At 68.3% G+C, this 20,475-nt stretch carries 19 protein-coding genes; 8 read left to right on the top strand and 11 right to left on the bottom strand.

Features of this window, described 5'->3' with window-relative positions; all coding sequences use genetic code 11:
* Positions 1 to 17: 17 nt before the first annotated feature.
* The 3 genes from QZM15_RS23150 to QZM15_RS23140 form a co-directional block, all read right to left on the bottom strand.
* The gene (locus tag QZM15_RS23150) at positions 18 to 845 is read right to left on the bottom strand and encodes a TIM barrel protein (RefSeq protein ID WP_302107323.1); all 828 of its coding nucleotides are present in this window, start codon (positions 843 to 845) and stop codon (positions 18 to 20) included.
* Positions 846 to 882: 37 nt separating this feature from the next.
* Positions 883 to 1,890 (bottom strand): xylose isomerase, encoded by a 1,008-nt coding sequence (locus tag QZM15_RS23145; protein ID WP_302107322.1) that lies wholly within the window; start codon positions 1,888 to 1,890, stop codon positions 883 to 885.
* A 162-nt stretch (positions 1,891 to 2,052) separates the two neighbouring features.
* Entirely contained in the window at positions 2,053 to 3,117 is a 1,065-nt protein-coding gene (locus tag QZM15_RS23140; protein WP_060966973.1) for a LacI family DNA-binding transcriptional regulator, read from the bottom strand.
* 169 nt (positions 3,118 to 3,286) lie between these two features.
* Between QZM15_RS23140 and QZM15_RS23135 the strand changes: the two genes are divergently transcribed.
* Genes QZM15_RS23135 through QZM15_RS23125 form a run of 3 tightly spaced genes read left to right on the top strand, consistent with a single transcriptional unit; the run spans position 3,287 to position 5,969 of the window.
* On the top strand, positions 3,287 to 4,369 hold the full coding sequence (locus QZM15_RS23135) for a fatty acid desaturase family protein (RefSeq protein WP_302107321.1): 1,083 nt from the start codon (positions 3,287 to 3,289) through the stop codon (positions 4,367 to 4,369).
* A gap of 36 nt (positions 4,370 to 4,405) precedes the next feature.
* The gene (locus tag QZM15_RS23130) at positions 4,406 to 4,714 is read left to right on the top strand and encodes a non-heme iron oxygenase ferredoxin subunit (protein ID WP_302107320.1); all 309 of its coding nucleotides are present in this window, start codon (positions 4,406 to 4,408) and stop codon (positions 4,712 to 4,714) included.
* 4 nt (positions 4,715 to 4,718) lie between these two features.
* Positions 4,719 to 5,969: an NAD(P)/FAD-dependent oxidoreductase gene (locus QZM15_RS23125; protein ID WP_302107319.1), complete on the top strand. Its 1,251-nt coding sequence runs from the start codon at positions 4,719 to 4,721 to the stop codon at positions 5,967 to 5,969.
* 60 nt (positions 5,970 to 6,029) lie between these two features.
* Here QZM15_RS23125 and QZM15_RS23120 read toward each other — a convergent pair whose 3' ends face one another.
* The 3 genes from QZM15_RS23120 to glpD all read right to left on the bottom strand — a co-directional run bounded on the left by QZM15_RS23120 (position 6,030) and on the right by glpD (position 9,964).
* Complete coding sequence (locus tag QZM15_RS23120; RefSeq protein ID WP_011546148.1) at positions 6,030 to 6,746, bottom strand: MIP/aquaporin family protein; 717 nt, start codon at positions 6,744 to 6,746, stop codon at positions 6,030 to 6,032.
* An 81-nt stretch (positions 6,747 to 6,827) separates the two neighbouring features.
* On the bottom strand, positions 6,828 to 8,330 hold the full coding sequence (gene glpK / locus QZM15_RS23115) for a glycerol kinase GlpK (RefSeq protein WP_302107336.1): 1,503 nt from the start codon (positions 8,328 to 8,330) through the stop codon (positions 6,828 to 6,830).
* Between the two features lie 110 nt (positions 8,331 to 8,440).
* The gene (gene glpD, locus QZM15_RS23110) at positions 8,441 to 9,964 is read right to left on the bottom strand and encodes a glycerol-3-phosphate dehydrogenase (protein WP_059643008.1); all 1,524 of its coding nucleotides are present in this window, start codon (positions 9,962 to 9,964) and stop codon (positions 8,441 to 8,443) included.
* 162 nt (positions 9,965 to 10,126) lie between these two features.
* On the opposite strand from glpD, the gene QZM15_RS23105 reads away from it, so the two are divergent.
* Positions 10,127 to 10,495, top strand: coding sequence for a hypothetical protein (locus QZM15_RS23105; protein WP_059643011.1), 369 nt, complete (start codon positions 10,127 to 10,129; stop codon positions 10,493 to 10,495).
* 90 nt (positions 10,496 to 10,585) lie between these two features.
* Here QZM15_RS23105 and QZM15_RS23100 read toward each other — a convergent pair whose 3' ends face one another.
* On the bottom strand, positions 10,586 to 10,783 hold the full coding sequence (locus QZM15_RS23100; protein WP_006477892.1) for a hypothetical protein: 198 nt from the start codon (positions 10,781 to 10,783) through the stop codon (positions 10,586 to 10,588).
* Positions 10,784 to 11,084: 301 nt separating this feature from the next.
* Positions 11,085 to 11,864, bottom strand: coding sequence for a DeoR/GlpR family DNA-binding transcription regulator (locus QZM15_RS23095; RefSeq protein ID WP_034208319.1), 780 nt, complete (start codon positions 11,862 to 11,864; stop codon positions 11,085 to 11,087).
* Positions 11,865 to 12,077: 213 nt separating this feature from the next.
* On the opposite strand from QZM15_RS23095, the gene QZM15_RS23090 reads away from it, so the two are divergent.
* The 3 genes from QZM15_RS23090 to QZM15_RS23080 all read left to right on the top strand — a co-directional run bounded on the left by QZM15_RS23090 (position 12,078) and on the right by QZM15_RS23080 (position 15,449).
* A complete protein-coding gene (locus tag QZM15_RS23090; RefSeq protein ID WP_302107318.1) occupies positions 12,078 to 13,718 on the top strand; it encodes a gamma-glutamyltransferase family protein in 1,641 nt (546 codons plus the stop codon).
* 326 nt (positions 13,719 to 14,044) lie between these two features.
* Positions 14,045 to 14,872 carry a ferritin-like domain-containing protein gene (locus QZM15_RS23085; RefSeq protein ID WP_011546143.1) on the top strand — a complete coding sequence of 276 codons (828 nt, stop codon included), beginning with the start codon at positions 14,045 to 14,047 and terminating at the stop codon, positions 14,870 to 14,872.
* Between the two features lie 70 nt (positions 14,873 to 14,942).
* Positions 14,943 to 15,449, top strand: coding sequence for a hypothetical protein (locus QZM15_RS23080; RefSeq protein WP_059578652.1), 507 nt, complete (start codon positions 14,943 to 14,945; stop codon positions 15,447 to 15,449).
* On the opposite strand, the gene QZM15_RS23075 is transcribed toward QZM15_RS23080, so the two are convergent.
* From QZM15_RS23075 to QZM15_RS23065, 3 genes are all read right to left on the bottom strand, one after another.
* On the bottom strand, positions 15,443 to 16,882 hold the full coding sequence (locus tag QZM15_RS23075; protein ID WP_059578649.1) for a DEAD/DEAH box helicase: 1,440 nt from the start codon (positions 16,880 to 16,882) through the stop codon (positions 15,443 to 15,445). The two genes, QZM15_RS23080 and QZM15_RS23075, sit on opposite strands and share 7 nt — an antisense overlap.
* Before the next feature lie 137 nt (positions 16,883 to 17,019).
* Positions 17,020 to 18,318 carry a cytochrome c gene (locus QZM15_RS23070; RefSeq protein WP_059578646.1) on the bottom strand — a complete coding sequence of 433 codons (1,299 nt, stop codon included), beginning with the start codon at positions 18,316 to 18,318 and terminating at the stop codon, positions 17,020 to 17,022.
* A gap of 19 nt (positions 18,319 to 18,337) precedes the next feature.
* The gene (locus QZM15_RS23065) at positions 18,338 to 19,102 is read right to left on the bottom strand and encodes a c-type cytochrome (protein ID WP_006477898.1); all 765 of its coding nucleotides are present in this window, start codon (positions 19,100 to 19,102) and stop codon (positions 18,338 to 18,340) included.
* 378 nt (positions 19,103 to 19,480) lie between these two features.
* On the opposite strand from QZM15_RS23065, the gene QZM15_RS23060 reads away from it, so the two are divergent.
* Entirely contained in the window at positions 19,481 to 20,413 is a 933-nt protein-coding gene (locus QZM15_RS23060; protein ID WP_060315157.1) for a CopD family protein, read from the top strand.
* Positions 20,414 to 20,475: the final 62 nt, after the last annotated feature.

Here is a 20,475-nt window from a genome sequence, read left to right as displayed (position 1 = left end):
CCGTCGCGACGGTCCGCTCAGCGATCCGCCAGCTCGCCGCGCACGTAATCGATGCTTGCCCGCAGCCGGTCCTCGATGTCGTCGGCTTCGGCGATCTCGTTCGCGAACGGCTCGAACGACAACGCACCGCGGTAGCCGCGCGCGAGCAGCTCGCGCAGTTGGCGGACGTTGCCGAGCCGGTCGGCGCGGCCGACCAGCACGCGGTGGCCGTCGCGCATCCGCTCGACCGGCAGGTCGGCTTCCTCGACGCCCGAGAGGTGCACGAGGCCCGTGAGGTTCGGGAAGAAGACGTCCTCGCCGGCGAGGTGATGGTGGAACGTGTCGTGCACGAGCCGGAACACCGGTTCGCCCGCCGCCGCGTAGATGCCCTTCACCGCGTCCGACTTGCGGCGCAGCGCGCATTCCTCGAAACCGAGCGGCTCGATGAAGCCGAGCAGGCCGCGGGCTTCGAGGATCGGCTTCAATGCCTTCAGCGCCGTGACGAGATCCGCGTGGCGGGCGTGCTCGTCGCGCGTGTCGGTGCGGCTGTTGGTCGGGCACAGCACCAGCGCCCGCGCGCCGCATTGCGCCGCGTAGTCGGCCAGCACGGTCGCCTCGTCGGCGCGCTCGGCATTCCACTGCTCGAAGCGCTGCAGTGCGTTGATCGTCAGGATCGTTACGCCGCCGGCTTCGACCGTCGCGCGGACGGCGGCGGCCGGCGTGCCGTCGGCGAGTTCGACGCCGTCGAGATCGTTGCGGATCTCGATCGTGTCGACGCCGAGGCGCCGGCACAGCGCGACGTAGCGGTCGAGCGGCAAGCGCGGCGCGCTCATCCGGTTCAGCGAAAAGTGGAAGGCTTGCGTCATCGTTCTGTCCTTGGGGCTTGAGTGGGGCGGGTTCGGATCAGGCGCCGGCGCGCGCGGCGAGTGCGTGCCACGTGTCGCGCAGCCAGTGCGCGCACGCGACGTTGTTGTCGAAGATCGAATAGCGTGCGCCGCCGCCGTAGTCGGGAAACGGGATGAATTCGCAACTGATCTGCTCGAGCGGTGTCGCTTGCGCATGGGCCTGCACCCGCGCCTGCAGCAACTGACGCAGCGCGGCTTTCCATGGATCGAGCGACTCGGCACGCCATTCGCCGTGGTACGCGCCCGGCGGCGGCGCGACGAACGGGTACTGGATGCCGCGTCCGGGCCGGCCGTCCGCGCGGCGCATCCAGCGATTGTCCGGGTTGTTCGGCACGACGCTGCGCGCATGCGCATGCCGGACCCAGCCGCGCGCGATCCAGTCGGCGTAGATCGCGGCGGGCGATGCGGGGTCGAGCATCGCGCGGCCGCCGTCGGCCGATTCGTGCAGGCCCGATGCGTCGAGTTCGGCGCGATTGCCGATCTTGAACAGCAGGTGCGAATGATCGAGCGTGATCCGGAACGGCGCGCCCGCCTGCTCGACATGCCGCGCGACGCGTGCAACCCGCGCGAAATCCTCGCTCCACATGTCGACGTGCACTTCGAGGCTCGGCAGGCAGCCGGACGGTTCGCCCCATGCATAGGCGCGCAGGTAGAAATCGGCGACTTCGCGATCCGACAGCGGATGGCCGTCCGCGTGATGCGCGAACAGCTGACAGTTGAGCACCGTGCTGCCGAACCGCGCGCCCGCCGCGACGATCTCGGCGACATGCGCTTCGTCGCGGCCCGCGCACCAGATGCCGCCGATCACGCGAATCGGCAGCGCGTGGCGCTCGACCAGCGCGAAATACGGCGACAGGTCCTCGCCGCGCACCGGGTTCTTTTCGACGTAGTCGAACACGCCGGCGGCGGCGACCATCCGGAAGCGCTCGGCGGGCGTGGGCGGCGGCAGCCCGTCGTGTTCGAGCACGCCGTCGAAATTCACGCCGATGAGGATCGGTTCAGCCATCGTCTCCTGTCCGTCGTTGTTCGTGGATGGCTGCCAATGTACGGACGCGCGGCGCGGGCTGCATGACAAACGTTGACGAAAAATCGCCAATGCGGCGATCGATTTTTTCGACGCATGCACGCGCCGGGCCGCACGCCGCATGCCGCATGCCGTGCGGCGGGTTCACGGCTGCAGGTACGCGCTCGTCCTCACGTTCGCCGGACAGAACACACGGAATTCGACCGGATCGTGCGGCGGCGGCGCCTCGACGATGCCGCATGCATGCAGCACGTGCTGCAGCGCGGAAATCGCCTGACCGTCCGGATCCTGGTCGATCGCGAGATCCATCGCGCCGGCTTCGATGAACGTGCGGTGCAGATCGATCATCTCGTGGCCGATCCATACGACGCGCCCGATCGCGCCGGCCCGGCGCAGCGCCGCCTCGATCCCGGCCGACCCGGCGCCGCTGTTGTAGATCGCGACCACGTCGTCGTGCGCCTGCAGCGCCTTCGACACCGCCCGGTAGCAGCGGTCGTCCTGGTCGAGCGTCTCGACCGGCGCGTCGTCGCAGCGCACGGCGGCGAACGCGTCGGCGAGCTGGTCGCGGCAGCCGGCCATCCGGTCGGCGTGCGCACGGTAGCCCATGCGGCCGCCGAGCAGCAGCACGCGGCCGGGGCGCGCCGCGAGACGGCCGATGTAGTAGCCGGCCGTGCGCCCGGCGCGATAGTTGTCGATGCCGGCGAAGTGCGCGCGGTCGATGCCGCCGATGTCGGTGACCATCGTGACGACGGTCTCGCCACGCGCGATCGCGGCGGCCAGCGCGTCGCGCATGCGGGCCGTGTCGTGCGCGGTGACGATCAGCGCCGCGCGCCGGTACGCGGGCCGTTCGATCAGCGCGGCGGCGCGCGCGTCGTCCGCGGCGGGCAGGATCGTCCGGTGCACGACCACGCGCCGGTCGAGCATTTGCAGCGAGCGCTGCAGCGCTTGCTGCAACCGCCGGAAGAACGGCGCGTCGGTGTCCGGCAGCAGTACGTCGACGTGGATCAGCCCGTGCCGCGTGTCGGGCAGCTGCCGCGGCACGCCGAGCTGCCGCGCGGCCGCCACCACGCGTTCGCGCGCCTGTGCGGAGACGCTGCCGCGCTCGTTCAGCACGCGGTCGACGGTCGTCGTGCTGACGCCGGCGAGCGCCGCGATCTCGTCGAAGCGCGCGGTGCGCTTGCGCCAGCGCGGCCCGGATTCTCCTGCCATGGTCGTCTCCATCGTGATAGGCGCCATCGATCGCGTGGCGTTGCCGAACGCTAAAGCGATGGCGAAATTTCGTCAACGTTTCGATTGAGCAGCAGAAGCCGGGCGCCTAATTTTGATTCCATGGCAGCGCGTGTCGCGCTTGCATCGCACAAGAACCCAGGAGACAGACGTGGCCCCTACCGACGACCCGGCACGCAAGCGCAACGCGGCGCGCCATCAGGAATACCGAATGATCGGCGGCGCGGGCGAGCGGGCGCACGCGGCCGGGCTCGTCAACGCCGCGTGGTACCGGTGCGCGGTGCCGCGGCCGCTGATGAAGCAGTTGATGCAGCGTGGCGACGCGCGTGCGATTCGCGACACGCTGATCTGGTACGCGGCGATCGCGATCAGCGGCGCGCTCGCGTGGCTGGCGTGGCGCGCGCATTCGGCATGGGCGATCCCGGCGTTCTTCGTATACGGCACCCTTTACTGCAGCCCGGCCGATTCGCGCTGGCACGAATGCGGGCACGGCACCGCGTTCCGCACGCGCTGGATGAACGACGCGCTGTACCAGCTCGCGTCGTTCCAGGTGTTTCGCCGCGCAACCGCGTGGCGCTGGAGTCATGCGCGCCATCACACCGATACGCTGGTCGTCGGGCGCGATCCGGAAATCGCCGCGCCGAAGCCGACCGACTGGCTCGCACTCGTGCTGAACGTCGTCGCGCTGAAGCACGTGGCCGGCGAGTTGCGCAAGATGATCGCGGCGTCGGTCACCGGCCGGCTCGACGACGAGGAGCGCACCTACGTGCCTGAATCGGAATGGCCGAAGGTCGTGCGCGAGTCGCGCATCCATCTCGCGATCTACGCGCTCGTGGCGGGCGCCGCGATGTACTGGCACACGATCCTGCCGCTGCTCTACATCGGGCTGCCGAGCCTCTACGGCGCATGGCTGTACCTGTATTTCGGCCTCACGCAGCACGCGGGCATGCCGGAGAACGTGCTCGATCACCGGCGCAACTGCCGCACCGTGATGATGAATCCGGTGTTCCGCTTCCTGTACTGGAACATGAACTATCACGTCGAGCACCACATGTTCCCGATGGTGCCGTTCCATGCGCTGCCGAAGCTGCACGAAGCCGTGAAGGCCGACATGCCGCCGCCGTACCGCAGCACGCTCGCCGCGTATGCGGAGATCGTGCCGGCGCTGATCCGGCAGACGCGCGATCCGTCCGATTACGTCGTGCGGCCGGTGCCCGATGCCGCGCGCGCATGACAGCTACCGACCATCCCGACGAAGGAGACACACCCCATGACGCAATGGATCGACACCGGCGCGCTCGACGACATCGACGACGAAGACGTCGCGCGCTTCGATCACGCAGGCCGCACGTACGCGATTTACCGGATCGACGGCCAGGTATACGCGAGCGACGGCCTGTGCACGCACGAGCACGTGCATCTCGCGGACGGGTTCGTGATGGATCACGTGATCGAATGCCCGAAGCACAACGGTCGCTTCGACGTACGCGACGGCCGGCCGCTGTCCGCGCCCACCTGCGAGAAGCTGCGCACGTACCGCGCGAAGATCGAAGACGGCCGCATCCTGATCGAGGTGTGACGCGATGAGCCACGACCGGGTAATGGCGATCGTCGGCGCGGGTCATGCGGGCGGCCGCGCGGCGCAGGTGCTGCGCGCGTCCGGCTGGCGCGGGCGCATCGTGCTGATCGGCGCGGAGCCGCATCCGCCGTACGAGCGGCCGCCGTTGTCGAAGGGCGTGCTGACGGGCGACCGTAGCGCGGCGCAATGCCGGTTGCGCGATGCCGAGGCGTGGGCGGCCGACCGCATCGAGCGGGTCGTCGCGACCGTCGAGCGCATCGACCCGCATGCACGCGAAGTGCACGTGTCGGGCGGGCATGGGTTCGGCTACGACGCGCTGCTGCTGGCCACCGGGGGCCGTGCGCGCCGTCTTGCCGTTCCCGGTGCGGCGCTCGACGGCGTAGTCGCGTTGCGCACGCTCGACGATGCGGCCGCGCTCGGCGCGCGGCTCGTGCCCGACGCGCGGATCGTGCTGGTCGGCGGCGGCTTCATCGGACTCGAAGTCGCGGCGTCGGCGCGGCAGCGCGGTTGCCGCGTGACCGTGCTCGATGCGGCGCCACGGCTGCTCGGCCGGGCAGTGCCGGAAGCCATCGCGACGCGCGTGCATGCGCTTCACGACGAGCGCGGCGTGGCGATCCGTCTGAACCGCAAGCCCGTTGCGATCGAGCGGACCTCGGGCGGGGCGCTGGCCGTCTTGCTCGACGACGGCGACGCGCTGCTTGCCGACACGGTCGTGACCGGCATCGGCATCGAACCGGCCGACGCGCTGGCGCGCGACGCGGGCCTCGCGGTCGAGCGCGGGATCGTCGTGAACGCGCGGCTCGAGACGTCGGCGCGCGGCATCTACGCGGCCGGCGACGTCGCGGTGTTTCCGAGCGCGTTATCGGGGTTGCCGATTCGACAGGAGACGTGGCACGGCGCCGACACGCAGGCGCACGTCGTCGCCCGCAACATGCTTGGCGCGGGCGAACCCTATCGCGACATACCGTGGTTCTGGTCCGATCAATACGATGCGCAGTTGCAGGTGGCCGGGGAGCCGGCGCTCGGCGTGCAGTCGGTCGCGCGCGTGCTCGGCGACGATGCGGAAATCCATTTCCATTTCGATGCGCTCGCGCGGCTCGTCGCGGCGAGCGGCTTCGGCCGTGCAGCGGGATTCGTGAAGGAAATGCGCGTGGCGAGAATGCTGGTCGAGCGCGGGATCGACGTGACGCCGGCGGCGGTCGCGAACGTCGGCGTGAAGCTGAAGTCGCTGGTGACGGCCATGAATGACCGGTAGAAGAAAGGAGGGGCGTGAAGCGCGCGGCAGTGAACGCCGCGCGCTTCGTTCAAACGGCGATCAGGCCATCGCGTGCAGGCGCAGATACAGCCCGGCTGCCGCGGCGCCGCCGAGCAGCGGGCCGACGACGGGCACCCAGGCATAGCGCCAGTCGCTGTCGCGCTTGCCGGGAATCGGCAGCAGCGCATGCATGATGCGCGGCGACAGGTCGCGCGCGGGGCTCATCGCATAGCCGGTCGGGCCGCCGAGCGAGATGCCGATGCCGAGCACCAGCAGGCCGACGGGCAGCGCGTCGAGTGCGCCGAGGCCGACCTGCGGCGACGCGAGATACAGCACGCCGAGGATCAGCACGAACGTGCAGATCGCTTCGGTCAGCACGTTGTGCGTGGTGCTGCGGATCGCGGGCGCCGTGCAGAACACCGCGAGCTTCAGGTCCGCATCGGCTTCCTTCGCGAAGTGCTGGCGATACGCGAGCCACACGAGCAGCGCGCCCGCCATCCCGCCGAGCATCTGCGCGAGCACGTAGCCGCCCACTTTCGACCACGCGAACTTGCCCGCGAGCGCGAGGCTGATCGTGACGATCGGGTTCAGGTGCGCGCCGCTGAACGACGCGGTCACGTAGACCGCGACGAATACCGCCATCGCCCAGCCCATCACGATCACGATCAGGTCCGCGCCTTTGCCCTTGGTCTTGGCAAGCAGCACGTTCGCGACCGCGCCGTTGCCGAGCAGCACGAGGATCGCCGTGCCGATGAATTCCGCAATATAAGGTGACATGGTTGTCTCTCGTATGTCACGGCGGACTCGCGCATCGCGCGGTCCGCCGGTGTTGTTGTATTTCGTCTGGATTGATTCGGGTTACTGGGCGTCGTCGGCCCATGCCTTCGCGGCGCGTACCGCACGCTGCCAGCCGGCCATGCGCTGCTCGACCTGCTCCTTCGGCATCGACGGGGCGAAGCGGCGATCGAGCTGCCACTGGTCGCGTACTTCGTCGAGGTTCTTCCAGTAGCCGATCGCGAGGCCCGCGAGGTAGGCCGCGCCGAGCGCGGTCGTCTCGGTGATCTGCGGACGCACCGCGTCGACGCCGAGCAGGTCGGCCTGGAACTGCATCAGCAGATCGTTCGCGCTCGCGCCGCCGTCCACGCGCAGCTCGCCGATGCTGATGCCGGAATCGGCTTCCATTGCGGCCAGCACGTCGAGCGACTGGTACGCGATCGCATCGAGCGCCGCGCGGGCGAGATGGGCGGCGCTCGTGCCGCGCGTGACGCCGAACACGGAGCCGCGCGCCCGCGCGTTCCAGTGCGGCGCGCCGAGGCCGGCGAACGCGGGTACGAGATACACGCCGTCGGTATGCGGCACGCTGACGGCGAGCGCTTCGATTTCCGCGGCCGTCTTGATGAGGCCGACGCCGTCGCGCAGCCACTGCACGACCGCGCCCGCGATGAAGATGCTGCCTTCGAGCGCGTACTGCACGTCGTCGCCGATCTGCCACGCGATCGTCGTGACGAGGTTGTTCTTCGACTCGATCGGCTTGTCGCCGGTGTTCATCATCAGGAAGCAGCCGGTGCCGTAGGTGTTCTTCACCATGCCCGACGTCGTGCACATCTGGCCGAACAGCGCCGCGTGCTGGTCGCCGGCGATGCCCGCGAGCGGGATCTTCGATGCGAACACGGTGGTCTTCGTGTGGCCGTAGATCTCCGACGACGCCTTCACTTCCGGCAGCATGCTGCGCGGGATGTCGAGCAGTTCGAGCAGCTCGTTGTCCCACTCGCGCGTATGGATGTTGAACAGCATCGTGCGCGACGCGTTGGTCACGTCGGTCACGTGCAGCTCGTGCTTCGTGAAGTTCCACACGAGCCAGCTGTCGACGGTGCCGAACGCGAGCTTGCCCTGGCGCGCCTTGTCGCGCGCGCCCGGCACGTTGTCGAGGATCCAGCGGATCTTCGTCGCCGAGAAGTACGAGTCGATCGGCAGGCCGGTCTTCGCGCGCACCTTCGCTTCAAGGCCCTGCTTCTTCAGCGCGTCGCAGAAGTCGGCGGTACGGCGATCCTGCCACACGATCGCGTTGTAGACGGGCTGGCCCGTCTCGCGATCCCAGACGATCGTCGTTTCGCGCTGGTTGGTGATGCCGATCGCCGCGATCGACGTGCCGTTCAGGCCCGTGCGCGTGACGGCTTCCGCGGCGACGCCGGCTTGCGTCGACCAGATTTCCTGCGGGTCGTGCTCGACCCAGCCGGGTTGCGGGTAGATCTGTTCGAATTCCTTCTGGGCGATCGATACGATATTGCCCTGGCGATCGAACAGCATCGCGCGGGAACTCGTGGTGCCCTGGTCAAGCGCGAGGATGTACTGGTCCTGCATGTCTCTCATCTCCATCCGTGGATCGGCTTAGTTGTGATGCGCGCCGCATGGGGCGGCGCGTCGGTGAATCAACGTCGGTCAGGCAACTGCAACTGCAATTTGCGTTCGAGTCACGCGTGCGGCGCATGCGCGGCGGCGAACCACGCGTCGACCGCGGCGGTCACGGCATCGAGCGTGCCGGGCGCGACGTGCAGGCCGAGCTTCGAGCGGCGCCACAGCACGTCCTGCGCGCAGGTCGCCCATTCGGCGTCGCGCAGGTAGCGCAGCTCGGCGTCGTGGATGCCCGGCGCGATTTCGGCGCCGAGATCGGCGAGCGACTTCGCGCCTTCCACCACGCGTTCCGCACGCGTGCCGTACGCACGCGCATAGCGGCGCGCGAGCGCGGCGGGCAGCCACGGGTGACGTTTCGCGAACGCGCCGGCGAACACGTCGAACTTCGCGTCCGCGATGTCGCCGCCCGGCAGCGCGACGCCGGCCGTCCAGCGCTTCGCGTCGCGGCCGAGCGCACGGCACAGCATGTCGCCGGCTTCTTCCGCGAGCTTGCGGAACGTCGTGATCTTGCCGCCGAACACCGACAGCAGCGGGGCGCCCGCGCCGTCGTCGAGTTCGAGGCGGTAGTCGCGCGTGACGGCCGACGCGTTCGCCGCGTTCTCGTCCTCGAGCAGCGGACGCACGCCCGAATAGGTCCAGTGCACGTCGGCCGGCGAGATCTTGCGCTTGAAGTAGCGGTTGATCGAATCGCACAGATACTGCGTCTCGTCGCGATCGATCGCGACCTTCGCGGGATCGTTCGTGTATTCGACGTCGGTCGTGCCGATCAGCGTGAAATCGTGCTCGTACGGAATCGCGAAGATGATCCGCTTGTCCGGGTTCTGGAAGATGTACGCGTGATCGTGATCGAACAGGCGGCGCGTGATGATGTGGCTGCCCTTCACGAGCCGCACGCTGTGATGCGCGCCGCGGCCGAGCGCGCCGTGCAGCACGTCGCCGACCCACGGGCCGGCCGCGTTCGCGATCGCGCGCGCATGCACGACGCGGATCGAGCCGTCGGCGTGCTGCAGCCGCGCTTCCCACTCGTCGCCGCGGCGCTCGGCGGAAACGAGCTTCGTGCGCGTCAGGATCTCGGCGCCGCGTTCCTTCGCATCCATCGCGTTCAGCACGACGAGGCGCGCGTCGTCGACCCAGCCGTCGGAATACACGAAGCCGCGCTTGATCGAGTCGATCAGCGGCGCGCCGGCCGCATGGCGGCGCATATCGATGCCGCGCGAGCCGGGCAGCAGTTCGCGTTTCGCGAGGTGATCGTAGAGGAACAGGCCGATGCGGATCAGCCAGGCCGGGCGCAGGTTCGGCATGTGCGGCATCACGAAGCGCAGCGGCCACATGATGTGCGGCGCCGCGCGCAGCAGCGTCTCGCGCTCCTGCAGCGCCTTGCGCACCAGCCCGAACTCGTTGTACTCGAGGTAACGCAGGCCGCCGTGAATCAGCTTGGTGCTGGACGACGATGTGTGCGACGCGAGGTCGTCCTGTTCGCAGAGCATGACCGACAGGCCGCGGCCGGCCGCATCGCGCGCGATCCCCGCGCCGTTGATGCCGCCGCCGACGACGAGCAGATCGTAGCGATTCGGTTGGGTCACCTGCTGTCCTTATCGTCTGTTGAAATGGGGCGAACATGAAATGTTCGAATTCGAAATTTAACGAACGAAATCGAAAAAGTAAAGTTCGAAAAAGCGGGGCCAGTAGCGTGCGACACGATCCCGGACGATACTGACGGAATCGACCGTTTCGCGAGGTGAATCATGCGTATTGGGATGTGGGCCGGCGTGTGCGCCGTCCTTCTGGCGGGATGCGGCGCGGGGACGCCGCCGCTCGCGGGCAACTGGCGGGCGCCGTCGTTCGTCGACCTGCAGACGTCGTGCGGCGGCGCGGCGCGCGACTGGGGCGCGGACGCGCAGCCGGTGTACTCGACGCTGTACGACGCGTACGTCGCGAAACGGTATCGCGGGCTGACCGAAGCGAACTATTGTGCGTTCGTAAACGAACTTTCGACCCACTATGCGGCGCCCGACGCGGCGGCGCGCGCCGGCTGGATCGCGTATTTCAACGGCGCACGCGCGCAGGCCATCAGCTGGCGGGCGGCGGTCGATCCGACGCTGCGCGGCGGCTGAAGCCGGCGGCGGCGACGGGCAGGCGGGAGGCAGAACGACCGCGCGGCCGGAATCCGGCCGCGCGATCAGGTCAGGTCGGGAACAGCGGGCTTACGAATAGCGGTACTTGATGGATCGCAGCGCGGCGTCGCCGGTCTCGGTCACGCAGTATTTGCGCCCCGAGCCGAGCCCTTCCAGGCGGACGAGTTGTTGTTCGAGCAGGATGTCCAGTTCATCCCGATCCATGTCGCGCTGATCAGGCGCGTCCTTTACAAGCAAGAGCGTGGCGAATTCATGCGGACTCAGCATCGTTCTCTCCATGGCAATCGGACTGCCCGCGCGGCCGGCGTATAAGCCGCCGCGCGATACCCCGCGAGGGTATGGCTTGGGGGGAAAAGCTGCATTCGCCGGCCTGCGATTCGCACCGCCCTGGCACAGGCGGATCGGCGAACGGGCCGGGGAACTGGAGTCTAGTCGAGCGCGCAGGCAACGACAAATCGTGCCCCGTTAATTTTCCGTTTGACAGAAACGCATGCCACAAGCGGTTCGCGCGCGGCGCCAACTTCTTGATTTCACTTGAAGTTTCAGGTGCGGTGCAGCATCGCGATCGTCATTCCGCGACGTACACCTGGGTGCCGGCGGCGGCCACCGTATCGGCCATGTCGGGCGGCAGCGGCTTGTCGGTGAAGAGCGCGTGCACCTGGCTCAGATGGCCCTGGCGCACCAGCGCCGGGCGGCCGACCTTCGAATGGTCGGTCACGAGGTAGACCGTGCGCGCATGCTGCATGATCGCCTCGGCGACGCGCACCTCGCGCGTGTCGAAATCGCGCAGCGTGCCGTCGGCCTCGATCGCCGACGTGCCGATGATCGCGTAGTCGACCTTGAACTGGCGGATGAAGTCGATCGCGAGCTCGCCGACGATGCCCTTGTCCCACGGCCGCACGATGCCGCCCGTGATCAGCACCTCGCAGTCGGGGTAGCCGCTCATCATCGACGCGACGTTCAGGTTGTTGGTGATCACGTGCAGCCCGTGATGGCGGTTCAGCGCGCGCGCGACTTCCTCGGTCGTCGTGCCGAGGTTGATGAACAGCGACGCCTGGTCGGGGATGTGCGACGCCGCGAGCGCCGCGATGCGCCGCTTCTCGTCGTGGAACATCCGCTGGCGCGCCGTGTACGACACGTTCTCCGAGCTGGTCGGCAGGCTCGCGCCGCCGTGGTAGCGGCGCAGCAGGTTCAGGTCGGCGAGCCAGTTCACGTCGCGGCGGATCGTCTGCGGCGTCACCGCGAAGTGCGCGGCGAGATCGTCGACGGTCACGAAGCCGTCGCGCTGCACCCATTCGAGCAATTCCTGCTGGCGCGCGTTGAGGGTGAGGCGGGGATCTCGGGTCATGGCTCGATGGTCGTGTCGTGAGACGGAGCGGGTATTGTAAGGGCGGCAACGGCGTTCGGCCGGCCTGCCGGGCGTTGGTGCGCATGATTCATGCGGAAATGGCATGGATTCATGTGACAAATGAATTTGTGCGATCGTGCCGATCGCGCTGCAATGGCGGATGGCCCGCGCGTGCGGGCGCGCGTTCATCCCGTTTTCGACAAGGTGGCATCGATGACTGACTTCAACTGGCAGAACCCGTATCCGACAACCCGCATCCCGGTGTTCGCGCGCAACGTCGTGTCGACGTCGCACCCGCTGGCCGCGCAGGCCGGGTTGCGGATGCTGTGGAAGGGCGGCAACGCGGTGGACGCGGCGCTGGCCGCGGCCGCCGCGATCACCGTCGTCGAGCCGGTGTCGTGCGGGCTCGGCGGCGATGCGTTCGCGCTCGTGTGGGACGGCGAGCGACTGTCGGGACTCAATGCATCGGGCGTCGCGCCGGCCGCATGGAACGTCGACTACTTCCGCCAGCGCCACGGCGAGGACGCGCGCGGCATCGCGAACAAGCCGACGCGCGGCTGGGACACCGTCACCGTGCCGGGCGTGATCGCGGGCTGGGAAGCGCTGCACGCGAAGTTCGGTTCGCTGCCGTTCGCGGACCTGCTCGAGCCGGCGATCGAGATCGCGGAGCGCGGCTATTCGGTGCCGCCGATCGTCGCGCACAAGTGGGCGGCGGCCGTCCCCGAACTGCGGGGCCTGCCGGGTTTCGCGGACACCTTCATGCCGCGCGGCCGCGCGCCGCTCGTCGGCGAACGCGTATGCCTGCCCGGTCATGCGCAGACGCTGCGCACGCTCGCGACGGAAGGCGCCCGGGCGTTCTACGAAGGCGCGCTCGCCGAGCGTCTCGCCGCGTTCGCGCGCGAGGGCGGCGGGGCGCTGACCGAAGCCGACCTGCGCGCGTACCGGCCGGAATGGGTCGAGCCGATCGGCAAGCGTTTCGGCCGCCACACGATTCACGAGATTCCGCCGAACGGGCAGGGCATCGCCGCGCTGATCGCGCTCGGCATCGCCGAGCACGCGGGCGTGACCGAATGGCCGGTCGACTCGGTCGATTCGCAGCATCTGCAGATCGAGGCGATGAAGCTCGCGTTCGCCGATGTCTATCGCTACGTCGCCGATCCGCGCGCGATGGACGTCACGCCCGAACAGATGCTCGACGACGCCTATCTCGCCGAACGCGCGAAGCTGATCGATCGCGCGCGCGCGACGCACTTCGCCGCCGGCCGCCCGCATTCGGGCGGCACGATCTACCTGTCGGCGGCCGACGAGCGCGGGATGATGGTGAGCTTCATCCAGTCGAACTACATGGGCTTCGGTTCGGGGCTCGTTGTGCCCGGTACGGGCATTGCGCTGCAGAACCGCGGGCACGGCTTCTCGATGGACCCGGCTTCGCCGAACGTCGTCGCGGGCGGGAAGCGGCCGTTCCACACGATCATCCCGGCGTTCGTCACCGAGCAGGCCAACGGCCGCACCGAGGCCGTGATGAGCTTCGGCGTGATGGGCGGCGACATGCAGCCGCAAGGCCATCTGCAGACCGTCGTGCGAATGCTCGGCTATGGCCAGCAGCCGCAGGCCGCATGTTGCGCGCCGCGCTGGAAGGTCAACCGCGACTTCACGCTCGACGTCGAGGCGACGATGAACCGCGCGACCGTCGACGGGCTGGCCGCCCGCGGCCATACGATCAAGTCGATCGACGATCCGTACATGGATTTCGGTTCGGGGCAGTTCGTCTGGCGCCTCGATCCCGACGATCCGGAGCGCGGCTACGTGGCCGCGAGCGACAGCCGGCGCGACGGGCTGGCGGCCGGTTTCTGACGGATCGCTTCCAGCTTTCCTTGCAGTTTCCCGGCATCACGGGCGGCCCGGCGGCCGCCCGTTTCATTTGGCGCGGCGCATGTCCATCGAACGCGCGCAAGCGGTTTGAAGGTCTCATCTAACGAACGGCAACGGACGCCGTGGAACTGCGCCTGTCGGGTATGGTCAGTGCTTTGGAGCACGAACATGAAAGTCCGGCTAAGATGCCAGAATGGTTCGGCCGGACCGACTCACTATAAACGCAAGTAAAACGCCGCCGCGGATCGGCTGGCGCCTGTGCCCCAGGCATGGGCCGGCCTCCGCGCGACGACTGGGAGCGCACCACCATGGACACCAAAACGACGCATGTGATGCCGTGGCGTATCGAGGACATCGACCTGAACCGGATCGATCGTCAGCGTGCCGCCGCGAACGAGGATTTGCTGCTGCTGCTGTGCGCGTCGTCGTTCATCGAAAGCGGCTCGGATCTCTATACGAGCAATCTGAGCGAATTCTTCAATGACGATCCGGAAGTCTCCGCATGGCTCAACAATGCATGGGAGCCCGAAGAATTGCAGCACGGCCGCGCGCTGAAGGCGTATATCGCGCACGTGTGGCCCGAGTTCGACTGGGATACGGCCTTCGCGAATTTCTTCGCCGAGTATTCGAAGACCTGCTCGGTCGAGGCGTTCGAAAAAACCCGCGCGCTCGAAATGGTCGCACGCTGCGTCGTCGAGACGGGCACGGCCACGCTCTATCGCGCGATCAACGAATGCTCGGACGAGCCGGTGCTGAAGGAAATCACCGACAACATCCGTACGGACGAAGTGCGTCACTACAAGCACTTCTTCAAGTTCTTCAAGAAGTACAACCAGGTCGAAGGCAACGGCCGGCTCGCGGTGCTCGGGGCGCTGGCGCGCCGCGTGATGGAAATCAAGAACGAGGATTCCGAGATCGCGCTGCGCCACGTGTTCGCGATCCGCTATCCGGACCGCGTCGGCGACAGCCAATACAACCGCGAGCGCGCCGCACGCATCAATTCGCTCGTGCGGCGCAATCTGTCGGCCGACATGTGCGTGAAGATGCTGCTCAAGCCGCTCGACCTGCCCGCGAAGATCCAGCCGGGCGTCCACTATCCGCTCACGAAGATCACGCGGCACGTTTTCCTGCGCTGATCGCCGCGGCACGGCCCGTCGCGCGTATGCTGGTGCATTCTCATCCGATTCGCGCCCGGGCCACGCCATCATGACCGATACCCATCGCCACGCGCTCGAACAATGGACGTTCGACGCGTGGCCGCCCGCCGTCGTGTCGCTGTTCGACGGCACCGCGCTCGAGCGTCATGCCGACCTCGCCGCGTCGCTGATCGTCGCGACCGACGACGGCCAGTTGCGCACGACGCTGCTCGGCGTCGGCGAGATCTATGCACACGATGCACGCACGCTGCTGATCGCGCTCTGGCCGCAGTCGCGGGCGGCGCGCGCGATCGCGCAGCGGCGCACGGCCGCGTTGACGCTCGTCGCGGACGGTGCGTTCTTTCAGGCGCAACTGGAGATGGCGCCGCTCGAAGGAGACTTCGGCGGCCTGGCCGGATTCGCTGCGACGATCGCGCACGGCGATGCGCAGCGGGTCGGCTATGCGCGTCTCGCGACAGGCGTCACGTTCACGCTGGAAGGGGAGCGCGCCGCGGTGCTCGCACGCTGGCGACGCCAGATCGAGCACCTGCGGCGCGCGGCCGCGCGGCTTCAGTGACCGCGCTGGCCGCTGCGCGACGAACGGTTGCGGTTCGGATGCGCGGCGTTGCCGCTTGCCGGGCGGGCGCCGTTGCCGCCGCCTGCCGGACGTCCGCCGCCATTGCCGCCGGCCCCGCCTTGCGTGCGCGGCTTCGCGGCCTTCTGCTGCGCGGCCTTCGGTTGCGCGTTGCCGTCGCGCTTCGCGGCCGGCTGGCCTGAGCCGCCGGCACGTGGCTGACGATTGCCGCCGCCACCGCCACGCGGCTGCTGCTGGCCACGGCGCTGCTGGATCGGCTCCGGTTTCGCGTTCGGATCGGGTTCGAAGCCCGCGATCACTTCCTGCGGAATCTCGCGCTTGATCAGCCGCTCGATGTCGCGCAGCAACTGCTTCTCGTCGACGCACACGAGCGACACGGCTTCGCCGGTCGCGCCCGCGCGGCCCGTGCGGCCGATCCGGTGCACGTAGTCTTCCGGCACGTTCGGCAGATCGAAGTTGACGACGTGCGGCAACTGGTCGATGTCGATCCCGCGCGCGGCGATATCGGTCGCGACGAGCACCTGCAGCGTGCTGTTCTTGAACTCGGCCAGCGCGCGCGTACGGGCCGACTGGCTCTTGTTGCCGTGGATCGCCATCGCGCTGATGCCGTCCTTCGTCAACTGCTCGGCGAGCCGGTTCGCGCCGTGCTTGGTGCGCGTGAACACGAGCACCTGGAACCAGTTGTGTTCGCGGATCAGGTGCGTGAGCAGCTCGCGCTTGCGATCGCGGTCGACCGGATGGATCTTCTGCGCGACGCTCTCGGCGGTCGTGTTGCGGCGCGCGACCTCGATCAGCGCGGGCGAGTCGAGCAGGCTGTCGGCGAGCGCCTTGATTTCATCGGAGAAGGTGGCCGAGAACAGCAGGTTCTGGCGCTGCGGCGGCAGCTTCGCGAGCACGCGCTTGATGTCGTGGATGAAGCCCATGTCGAGCATCCGGTCGGCTTCGTCGAGCACGAGGATGTCGAGATCCGACAGGTCGATGGTCTTCTGCTGCATGTGGTCGAGCAGGCGCCCCGGCGTCGCGACGACGATGTCGACGCCGCGCTTGAGCGCATCGATCTGCGGATTGATGCTGACGCCGCCGAACATCACGGTCGAGCGCAGCTTCAGGTACTTGCTGTACGCGCGCACGCTTTCCTCGACCTGGGCGGCGAGTTCGCGCGTCGGCGTGAGGATCAGCGCGCGCACCGCGCGCTTCGCGCCGCGGTGCTCGGCGTAGAACGTGTGCAGGCGTTGCAGGATCGGCAGCGTGAAGCCGGCGGTCTTGCCGGTGCCGGTTTGCGCGCCGGCGAGCAGGTCGCCGCCGCCGAGGACGGCCGGAATGGCCTGCTGCTGGATCGGAGTCGGCGACGTATAGCCGAGCTCGTTGACCGCCTTGACCAGCGGTTCGGCCAGGCCGAGAGATTCGAAAGACATAGATACCACTCTTGAGTTTTATGATCGGCGATGCATCGCGCGGCCCGCGCGGCAAACCTGCATCGCAAAACAGCCAAAAAGCAAAAGGGCGCGGCCGCGGTTTCCCGCAGCCGCGCCCCGTTTGTGTGCGCCGCTTCTTAGTCGAGCGGCGCGGAACGCAGATCGCTCACCTGTTGCGGCGAGATCGGCGTACCGTTGTTACCCCATGACATCCGGATATACGTGACAACCGCCGCGACTTCCTGGTTCGACAGCGACTGCGCGAACGGCGGCATCCCGTACGGACGCGGATTCTTGAACGTACTCGGCGGGTAGCCGCCATTCAGCACCATGCGGATCGGGTTGACGGCCGATTCCATCATGATCGAGTGGTTGCCCGCGAGCGGCGGATAGGCCGGCGGCTTGCCCGCGCCGTTTTCGGCGTGGCAGGTCGCGCAGTTGTCCGCGTAGATCTTCTTGCCCTGTTCGAACAGCGCGTTGCCGAACTGCTTCGACGGCTCGTACTGCATGTTCTTCGGCGCTTCAGCCTTCTGCGGGATCGACTTCAGGTACGTCGACATCGCGCGCGTATCTTCGTCGGTCATGTACTGCAGGCTGTTGTGGACCACGTCCGCCATCGGGCCGAATACCGCGCCCTTCTGCGACACGCCGGCCTGCAGCAGGTCGGACAGCTCCTGCACGTGCCAGTCGCCGAGGCCGAGTTCCTTGTCGTTCGTCAGCGACGGCGCATACCAGTTCTGCAGCGGGATCAGGCCGCCGGCGAACGCCGACGAGTTCACCGGGCCGCCCATCATGTTGATCGACGTGTGGCACATCGAGCAGTGGCCGAGGCCTTCGACGAGATACGCGCCGCGGTTCCATTCGACCGACTTCGTCGGATCCGGCTTGTACTCGCCTTCCTTGAAGAACAGCGTGCGCCAGCCGATCAGCAGGTTGCGGTTGTTGAACGGGAACTTCAGTTCGTGCGGACGGCTCGGCACCGACACCGGCGGGACCGAACGCAGGTACGCGTAGATCGCGTCCGAATCGGCGCGCGTGACCTTCGTGTAGCTCGCGAACGGGAAGCCCGGGTACAGCAGGCTGCCGTCCTTCGAGCGACCCGTGTGCATCGCGCGGTAGAAGTCGTCCGACGTCCACTTGCCGATACCGTTCTGGTCGTCCGGCGTGATGTTCGGCGTGTACATCGTGCCGAACGGCGTCGCCATCGGCAGGCCGCCCGCGAACGACTTGCCGCCGCGCACCGTGTGGCACGCGATACAGTCGCCGACGCGCGCGAGGTATTCGCCCTTCTTGATCAGCGCGGCCTGGTCGGCCGGCGTGGCCGCGACGGCGGCAGCGCCGTGCAGCGTGTCGTTGCCCGGCCACAGGACCGGCACGAGGGCGGCAGCCGCGACGATCGCGACGGCCGAGAGTGCAAACAGGGACTTGCGTTTCATTGTGTCTGTCTCCCTTGCCTTATTGCGGTTCGCTGCCGCAGGCGAGCGGAGTCTTCATCGAACGCGCCGGGGCCGGCACGGGGTTGGCGGGCGCCGGTTGCGCGGCGAGCCATGCGGTCACGGCCGTCACGTCTTCGTCGGACAGCTTCGCGGCGATGTCGTGCATGCAATCGGGCGCCTTCGCGTGGCGGTTGCCCGAGCGCCATGCGCCGAGCTGGGCGCTCAGGTAATCGGCGTGCAGGCCGACGAGGCCCGGGATCGCCGGCTGCATGCCGGTCAGCCCCGCGCCGTGGCAGGCCACGCAGGCCGGCAGCTTGCGGGCCGGGTCGCCCTGCGTGACGAGCTGCTTGCCGCGTGCGAGCGTCGCGGCCGGCAGCGTCGGCTTCGCCGGCGTCGGGTACGGCGGACGCTCGGCCGAGAAGTGCTCGGCGATTTCGCGCAGGTAGTCGTCGTTCAGGTACGTGAGCAGATAGTTCATCGGCGGGTACTTGCGCCGGCCGTCGCGGAAGTTGACGAGCTGGTTGTACAGGTACTCGGCCGGCTTGCCGGCAAGACGCGGGAAATAGTCGTTGTCCGTGCCCTGGCCGTGGACGCCGTGGCATGCGGTACAGCCGCGCACGCGCTCGGCCATGGTATCGGGTGCCTTGAGCGGCGCCTGCTGGGCGTGCGCTTGCTCCGTGGGCTTGGTCTGCGCTTGGGCAGCGCTCATAAGGCCCGCGCCGCCGATCATCAGAACGGCGAGCAGCGGACGGAAGAGGCGTCTTGAAGACACACGAGACTCCATGTTTATTCGTCGGGGACCTTGTCCGGGCTACGATCGGCTCGGCGCATGGACGGCAGGACAGCCGGGCTGCTGCGACGCGGCATTCTATCATCGATGGGTAATGACGGCTATTTGACGAAAGGACATCGGTTCCTGTCCGTTTGCGACTTGCGACAATTTGACGCGCATTGCGCGACGGTCGAGTGAACCGGCGTGCGCTTTCACCCTCGAAGACCGTACACTCGCGGGTCGCGCGGCGCCGCCTCCGCCGCTGACCCAGTCATTTCTCCCGTTTCCGGATTCATCGATGACGTTTTCTACCGTGCCGTTGCCTGCCTCACGCTGTCCGTCCCGTTGCCGCCGCGCTGCCGGCCTGCCGCTTGCGGGAGGGTGCGCGCGATGAAGTTCGACAGCTTGTGGATCGGCCAGGTCGCGCTCGCGGCGCTGATGGATGCGGCGTTCGCGATGGCGGTCGGCTCGGCGCTGCTCAAGGCGTGGCTCGGCAAGGACGGCGCGCGGCCGGTCATCGCGCCGTCGCACCCGGCATGGCTGCGCGCGCAACATTCGCTGGCGGCGGCCGCGCTGGCGCTGGTGCTCGCCGATCTCGGCTGGCTCGTGTACGAGGCCGCGGCGATGAGCGGCGCGGGGCTCGGCGGCGCGTTCGCCGCGATTCCCGTCATGCTGATGCAGACGCACACGGGCTTCGCATGGAGCGTCGCGTTCGCCGGCGCGGTGCTGCTCGCGATCGTCGCGCTCGCGAAGCCGGACGGCCCGCTCGCGCATGCGGTGCTGTGGTTCGCGGTGATCGTGGTGGCGGCCGGCAAGGCGTCGCTCGGCCATGCGGCCGACAGCGGCGTGCTGTCCGCGGCGGTCGGCGTGCAGACGCTGCACCTGCTGGCCACCGCCGTATGGGGCGGCCTCGTGCTCGCGGGCGGGCTCGCGGTGTTGCCGGCGCTCGGGACGTCGGTCGCGCGCGGCGCGCTGATCCGCATCGGCCAGCACCTGTCGCGCACGTCGATCGTCGCGGTCGTCTTCGTGCTCGGCACCGGCGCGCTCAACGCGATCCGCGGGCTCGGCGGCTCGCTCGCGCCGCTCGACGGCAGCACGTGGGGCCGCGTGTTGCTGCTGAAGCTGCTGCTCGTCGCGCTCGCGCTCGTGCTCGGCGGGCTCAACCGCTTCTCGGCGCTGCCGCGCCTGCGCCGCACCGCGTCGACCGAGGACGCGCACACGTTCCGCAACATCCTGCATCTGGAAGGGATGACGATGATCGGCGTGTTCGTCGCGGCGGCCGTGCTGTCGTTCAGCGTACCGGGCTTCGCGGCGCTCGGCTGACGGCCGGACGGCGCGGCGCCGGGCGCCGGCGCGCGCCGCGCGCGTGGCGCGGATGCAAGAAC

Source organism: Burkholderia sp. AU44665, from assembly GCF_030504405.1.
GTDB classification, from domain to species: Bacteria; Pseudomonadota; Gammaproteobacteria; order Burkholderiales; family Burkholderiaceae; genus Burkholderia; species Burkholderia semiarida.
The sequence above is the reverse complement of the archived record's forward strand: the minus strand, read 5'-3'. Positions and strand labels throughout refer to the sequence as shown.